This window comes from Sphingobium quisquiliarum P25, from assembly GCF_000445065.1.
Classification (GTDB): Bacteria; Pseudomonadota; Alphaproteobacteria; order Sphingomonadales; family Sphingomonadaceae; genus Sphingobium; species Sphingobium quisquiliarum.
The window spans coordinates 1-6,328 of record NZ_ATHO01000180.1; the positions used below are offsets into that span (position 1 = coordinate 1).

Annotated in this window: 5 protein-coding genes and 2 pseudogenes; 1 reads left to right on the forward strand and 6 read right to left on the reverse strand. The window is 63.3% G+C overall.

What is annotated here, in order from left to right; genetic code table 11:
• Nucleotides 1-54: 54 nt before the first annotated feature.
• From L288_RS41820 to L288_RS41840, 6 genes and pseudogenes are all read right to left on the reverse strand, one after another.
• Nucleotides 55-819: an IS6-like element IS6100 family transposase gene (locus tag L288_RS41820; RefSeq protein ID WP_001389365.1), complete on the reverse strand. Its 765-nt coding sequence runs from the start codon at nucleotides 817-819 to the stop codon at nucleotides 55-57.
• Nucleotides 820-881: 62 nt separating this feature from the next.
• Nucleotides 882-1,466 (reverse strand): annotated as a pseudogene (locus L288_RS41825) (RepB family plasmid replication initiator protein); the annotation flags it as partial.
• Nucleotides 1,467-2,365: 899 nt separating this feature from the next.
• Nucleotides 2,366-2,806: a hypothetical protein gene (locus L288_RS44335; RefSeq protein ID WP_456242873.1), complete on the reverse strand. Its 441-nt coding sequence runs from the start codon at nucleotides 2,804-2,806 to the stop codon at nucleotides 2,366-2,368.
• 60 nt (nucleotides 2,807-2,866) lie between these two features.
• Nucleotides 2,867-3,485, reverse strand: a pseudogene (locus tag L288_RS42910) (AAA family ATPase).
• Nucleotides 3,412-3,636, reverse strand: a complete 225-nt coding sequence (locus L288_RS41835) for a conjugal transfer protein TraD (RefSeq protein WP_015460621.1) — start codon at nucleotides 3,634-3,636, stop codon at nucleotides 3,412-3,414. The pseudogene L288_RS42910 and the gene L288_RS41835 overlap by 74 nt, the downstream one beginning before the upstream one ends.
• 37 nt (nucleotides 3,637-3,673) lie before the next feature.
• The gene (locus L288_RS41840; protein WP_015460622.1) at nucleotides 3,674-3,979 is read right to left on the reverse strand and encodes a conjugal transfer protein TraD; all 306 of its coding nucleotides are present in this window, start codon (nucleotides 3,977-3,979) and stop codon (nucleotides 3,674-3,676) included.
• Nucleotides 3,980-4,151: 172 nt separating this feature from the next.
• Between L288_RS41840 and traA the strand changes: the two genes are divergently transcribed.
• Nucleotides 4,152-6,328, forward strand: a 2,177-nt coding sequence (traA, locus tag L288_RS41845; RefSeq protein WP_021240130.1) for a Ti-type conjugative transfer relaxase TraA, incomplete at its 3' end; no start/stop codon positions are given.

Here is a 6,328-nt window from a genome sequence, read left to right on the forward strand (position 1 = left end):
GGCTCTGTTGCAAAGATTGGCGGCAGTCAGAGGTAGGCTGTCGCTCTGCGCCGATCAGGCGGCTGCTGCGAAATGGTGGTTGAGCATGCCCATGGCCTCCGTCAGCGCCGAGGGCCCAATGCCAAAAGCTCTCTCCACAAGGCGCACCTCGCCCCTGATGCCGGGCTGCAGGCACCAGGGGCGAGCCTGTCCTTTGCGCAGGGCTCGCATGACTTCGAATCCCTTGATCGTGGCATAGGCCGTGGGGATCGATTTGAAACCGCGCACCGGCTTGATCAGTATCTTGAGCTTTCCGTGATCGGCCTCGATCACGTTATTGAGATACTTCACCTGCCGGTGGGCCGTCTCCCGGTCCAGCTTTCCTTCGCGCTTCAATTCGGTGATCGCTGCACCATAGCTCGGCGCTTTGTCGGTATTGAGCGTGGCAGGCTTTTCCCAGTGCTTCAGGCCTCGCAGGGCCTTGCCCAGGAACCGCTTCGCTGCCTTGGCGCTGCGGGTCGGCGACAGGTAGAAATCGATCGTGTCGCCCCGCTTGTCGACTGCCCGGTACAGGTAGGTCCACTTGCCCCGCACCTTGACGTAGGTTTCATCCAGGCGCCAGCTCGGATCAAAGCCACGCCGCCAGAACCAGCGCAGCCGCTTCTCCATCTCCGGGGCGTAGCACTGGACCCAGCGATAGATCGTCGTATGGTCGACCGAAATGCCGCGTTCCGCCAGCATTTCCTCAAGGTCGCGATAGCTGATCGGATAGCGACAATACCAGCGCACCGCCCACAGGATCACATCACCCTGGAAATGGCGCCACTTGAAATCCGTCATCGTTCCGTCCGTCCAATCTCCGCCAAGCATGCTCAAGCTTCACGATTTTTGCAACAGAGCCCTTCGCTTTGCTTATATTCGAGGCCGATACGGCGTTCGATCATTTCATAGAGGCACAGCGCGTATTTCGACTCGAAACAATACATCACTTGCGTCTTAAGTCGCGCATAGACCTCGCTGTTACGCAAAATCTCAATCAGTTCTTCGGGGATGCGGTAATGCAGGAAGCCGTCTTTTTCGAGGCTTTCGTCGCTGGAGCCGAGAAGCTGAACGCGGCGCTTGTAGCTCTTGCCGCCCTTGCGGATCGTGACGATGGCGATTGTGCCCATCAGGCGCAGCAGCGAGCTTTCTATGCGCTCGTTGCCTTGGTGCGTGCCCTTGAGCGCGGTTTTGGCGATGCGGTGAATGACCGGCTCGCTGATCCGCTCCCAGGCGTTGGCAATCAGCAGATTGTAGATTCGGCGATCGGCGAGGGTGAGGGGGGACAGCTCGACAATATCGACCAGCTCGCCGGGTTTGACGATTTCCCCGTAATTGGCGGGATCGAACGGGTTTCCGCGCCCCTTTTGCGAGAGGGTGAGGGCGGTATCATCGCCTAGGGCAATCTTTGCCTTTCCGTTATTTACAGGTGAGCTTGCGCGAGTCATGTCCTCACTTTAGCAGCAACGGTGAGCTAGGCAATTCCTAAAGCTCCCCGATGGAGGGTGGGGAGGGGATACCCCAAACCTCACCGTTGATTTGGCGGCTACCCCAACACTCACCGGACTCGACCCCAAAACTCACTTTTACCGACCCCAAAACTCACCGAAGGCTACCCCAACACTCACGCGACTCGACCCCAAAACTCACTTTTCGGGGCAATTTTTCTTGGTTTTCTGCGGGTTTGAGGCACCCTGAATCTTGAATCTAAGAAGAATCTTTGAATCAGAACGCGAACGGTGAGTTTTAGGTGAGTTTTAGGGTAGCCCTGCCTGTGGATAACTCCGAACTCGCCGCATCGTCAGACCCGAAGAAGAAGAAGAAGAACACCGTCTCCTGGAGCTTCGCCCCGCCGGCTCGCGACCTTCAGCCGCCCCGGATCGCTTTAGCGATCCTCCCACCCGGCATCCCCATGATGGACCGGCTCCGCCGGTACGCTTTTTGTTTGATTAGAAATGTTTAAACACCACGTCCCTACCGCAACGACAGCGCCAACGGCCAAGTAGCAAATTGGCTTTCTTGGAAAGCCAAACGGATAGGGTGGTGATCCAATTGAGAGGGCGGAGCAGGCGGAAACGTCGCCCCTGGTGCGATTTCCGAGCCGCTGGGGCGCATTTCGGGGTGGGGGACAGGAAATGAGGTTGGAGCAGCAAATGCGCTTTACGGGCTTCCTGGGCGGCCGATTTTTTGGAAGCTAGATCTTCGACCTTCAGGGGATCATCCACCGCTGCGTCGATCGCTAATGGTGAGGTCATACCCCAAACCTCACCTTTAGAACGCCAGTAGGCGATTTTCCGCGCTTTCGAGCGATTTCTATGACCAGGGAGGGATGGCAGAGCGCCATCATTCAATATCGTTTGTATATCGGAATGATGCCGCTTCGACTACGGGGCCGTTTAAAGACTTCACGCCTTGTCGAAGCGGCCCGCGAACTCGCGATCGGCATAGTATTTGAGCTTGGCGGCGACGATCGACCGTTGTCCCGCGAAGAACAGGAACTGGTAATCCTCGCGCAGCGAGCGGACTTCATCCGGCGTGAGCAAGGGCCGCGCAAGATGCTGCTGGCCGAACGATATGCCGGTTTCGTCGCTGTCGATCGCGCGGCTTCCTCGCGCAGCATGTCGAACAGGGCGTGTTCGCCGGCGTCGAGCGCCATGCCTTCGATCGCGAGATTGGCGCGCGCGTCGGCATCATCCTCGCGCCGCATGGCGGCGTCGGCCGGTGTGCCGCGCGTGAAATCGAGCGCGCGGACTTGGGCGCGGATTGCGTCCACGTCGAGCATGTTCATGGTGCGCTTCTCCCTTCCGTTTCCGCGTCGAACGCCCGCCAGATCGCGCGAGGCCCCATGTTAGGATTCCTCCCTTTCGATTGCGGCGCGGACGAACCGCACACGTTCGGCGACAGAGGCGAGGGGAAGCGTCACCAGCTCGTAGCCAAGGCCGGAATAGACCGCGACCATCGCCTGATAGGTCGCCTGCGCTTCCGCGAAATCCTGTTTTCTTTCCGCATCGGCCGCGAATATCTCGCGCCAAGGGGGCGATGAACACGCGGGGTTGATAGCGAAACAGGTCCGCCGCTTGGCTGACATGAGCCGGGACGGGGAGGCCGCACAGGCGCAGATAGCCCGCCACATCAGGCACGCTGCGATCGCAGATCACCGGCCCTGCGCGATCGTGGGCCTCATGCCATGAGCGCAATTCCCAACCCAGCATCAATTCCGCGAAGGCGGCGCGATCGGCCCAGGGGAGGGCCGCGCCGCCGATCGCGACCTGATCGCGGATGATGGCCCGACCGGCTTCCGGCATGTGGTCGAAACCCTCCACCGCCAACGCTTCGATTAGGGTGCTTTTGCCGGAGCCAGGCCCGCCGGTGATGACATGGAAATCGGGCCGATCAGCCATTGCCCGCACCTTCCGCTTCCGCGTCGAACGCGCGCTTGCCCCGCCGCTTCCAGAGCGCCAGCACATTGCCAGCGTCGTCGCCTTGAACGCGCGCTGTACAATCGAGCAGCGCGCCGTAAAGGGTGGCGCGATCATCGTCGGCCAGCTCGACCAGACCGGCTTTCTGGACGAGGCCGCCCAGCTCTATGAGATGGCGCGTGCGCTCGCGTCGGGCCACGACCCATCCTCTCGTATCGGTGCGGCGCGCGGCGGCTTCAAGCCTGTTCCTTGCCTGCGCCAGTTTGCCTTGCGCCTTCACCGTTGCCGCCAGTGCGTCGGCCAGCCTTGCGACCGCGTCCTTGAAAGAAGGCCGCGCCCCGCGAGCGCCACGCCTCCTTTTCGTTCGCGTCGGCCGCTTCCACAGCGGCGAGCAGCGCACCGGCGAGCGTGTCCAGATCGAGCGCATCGGCCCCGGTGGACGTGACCAGCTCGCCGAGTTGCTGGACCTTGCGGGCCTTCAAAGCCTTGGCCTTGTCGTTCAGCGCCCGCAGTTCCGCGTCATAGTCGCGCACCTTTCGCATCTTCTCTCCCTCGCGCCCATGAATGGAGCCGCAGCGTAGCACGATAGCGCGCGCGAGGAACCGTTCCGATCAAGAAATGCGGCGAAGTCAATCACGCGAACGGCAGAGAGTGTGAGTGCGCGCTTATACATCGTTGCCGACCTGCGCTAAGAAGGGCAGTATAGCGGCCGTTATGGCGATCTACCATTTCTCGGCCAAGGTCATCAGCCGCGCCAACGGATCGAGCGCCGTTGCCAGCGCGGCCTATCGTGCGGCGGAACGGCTGCACGATGACCGGCTAGGGCGCGACCATGATTTCTCAAACAAGGCCGGCGTCGTCCATTCGGAAATCTTGGCTCCCGAGGGTGCGCCGGAGCGTTTAAACGATCGCGCGACCTTGTGGAACGAGGTTGAGGCCGGCGAGAAGCGCAAGGACGCGCAGTTGGCGCGCGAGGTGGAGTTCTCGATTCCGCGCGAGCTGAACCAGCAACAGGGCATCCAGCTCGCCCGCGATTTTGTCGAAAAGCAGTTCGTCGAACGCGGCATGGTCGCGGACATGAATGTACATTGGGACATGGGCAAGGACGGGCAACCCAAGCCGCACGCGCATGTCATGCTGTCGATGCGCGAGGTTGGCCCGGAGGGCTTCGGCCAGAAGGTGCGCGAGTGGAACAGCACGGCGCTGTTGCAGGAATGGCGCGTGGCCTGGGCCGATCATGTCAACGAGCGGTTGGCCGAGCTGGATATAGACGCCCGCATAGATCACCGGACGTTGGAGGCGCAGGGCATCGACCTTGAACCCCAACACAAGATCGGGCCGGCGGCGTCGCGGATGCCCGAACAGGGGCTTGAGGCCGAGCGGGTCGAGGACCATGCCCGGATCGCGCGCGAAAATGGCGAGAAGATCATTGCGCGGCCCGAGATCGCGCTGGACGCGATCACGCGCCAGCAGGCGACGTTCACGCGGCGCGACCTGGCGCAGTTCGCGTTCCGGCACAGCGACGGCAAGGATCAGTTCGACCAGGTGATGAGCGCGGTGCGATCCTCGCCCGAGCTGGTGGCGCTGGGGCGGGACGGGAAGGGCGAGGATCGGTTCACGTCGCGCGACATGATCGCGGCCGAGCAGCGGTTGGAACGCGCGGCCGAGGGGCTGGCGATCGACCGGGGGCATGGTGTCGCCGACGCCCATGTGACCCGCGCGCTGGCGTCGGCCGAGGGCAGGGGGCTTGACCTGTCGGCCGAGCAGCGCGGGGCGTTGGCGCATATCACCGGCGACAAGGGCCTTGCGTCGGTCGTCGGCTATGCCGGCAGCGGCAAGTCGGCGATGCTGGGGGTCGCGCGCGAGGCGTGGGAGGCGCAGGGCTATCAGGTGCGCGGCGCGGCCTTGTCGGGCATCGCGGCCGAGAATCTGGAAGGCGGGTCCGCCATCGCGTCGCGGACGATCGCGAGCATGGAATATCAATGGGAGCAGGGCCGCGAACTGCTAGGCCCGCGCGACGTGCTGGTGATAGACGAGGCCGGCATGATCGGCACGCGCCAGATGGAGTGCGTGCTGTCCCATGCCGAACAGGCGGGCGCGAAGGTCGTTCTTGTCGGCGACCCCGAGCAGTTGCAGGCGATCGAGGCCGGGGCGGCGTTCCGGGCCGTGACCGAGCGCCACGGTTGGGCCGAGATCACCGAGATACGCCGGCAGTGCGAGGACTGGCAGCGCGACGCGACCAAGGCGCTGGCGACGGGCCGGGCAGGCGAGGCGATCCATGCCTATGAGGCGCATGGCATGGTGCAGGCGGCCGAGACGCGTGAGCTGGCCCGCGCCGATCTTGTGGACCGCTGGGATGCCGAGCGCATCGCCGCGCCGGATCAGTCGCGGATCATCCTCACCCATACCAATGCCGAGGTGCGCGATTTGAACCTGGCCGCGCGCGATCGGCTGCGCGACGCCGGCGAGCTGGGGCCGGACGTGCGCGTGTCGGCCGAGCGCGGCGCGCGGGACTTCGCGACCGGCGACCGCATCATGTTCCTGAAAAACGAGCGCGGGCTAGGCGTGAAGAACGGCACGCTGGGGAAGGTCGAGCGCGTGTCGCCCGACAGCATGGCGGTGCGGCTCGATGATGGCCGACAGGTGGCGTTCGACCTCAAGGACTATGCCCATGTCGATCATGGCTATGCCGCGACCATCCACAAATCGCAGGGCGTGACGGTCGATCAGGGGCATGTGCTGGCGACGCCGGGGATGGACCGCCATGCGGCCTATGTGGCGCTGTCGCGGCACCGTGAGGGCGTGCAGCTCCACTATGGCCGCGACGACTTCGCCGACGATCGGCGGCTTGTCCGCACGCTGTCGCGCGAGCGGGCGAAGGATATGGCGTC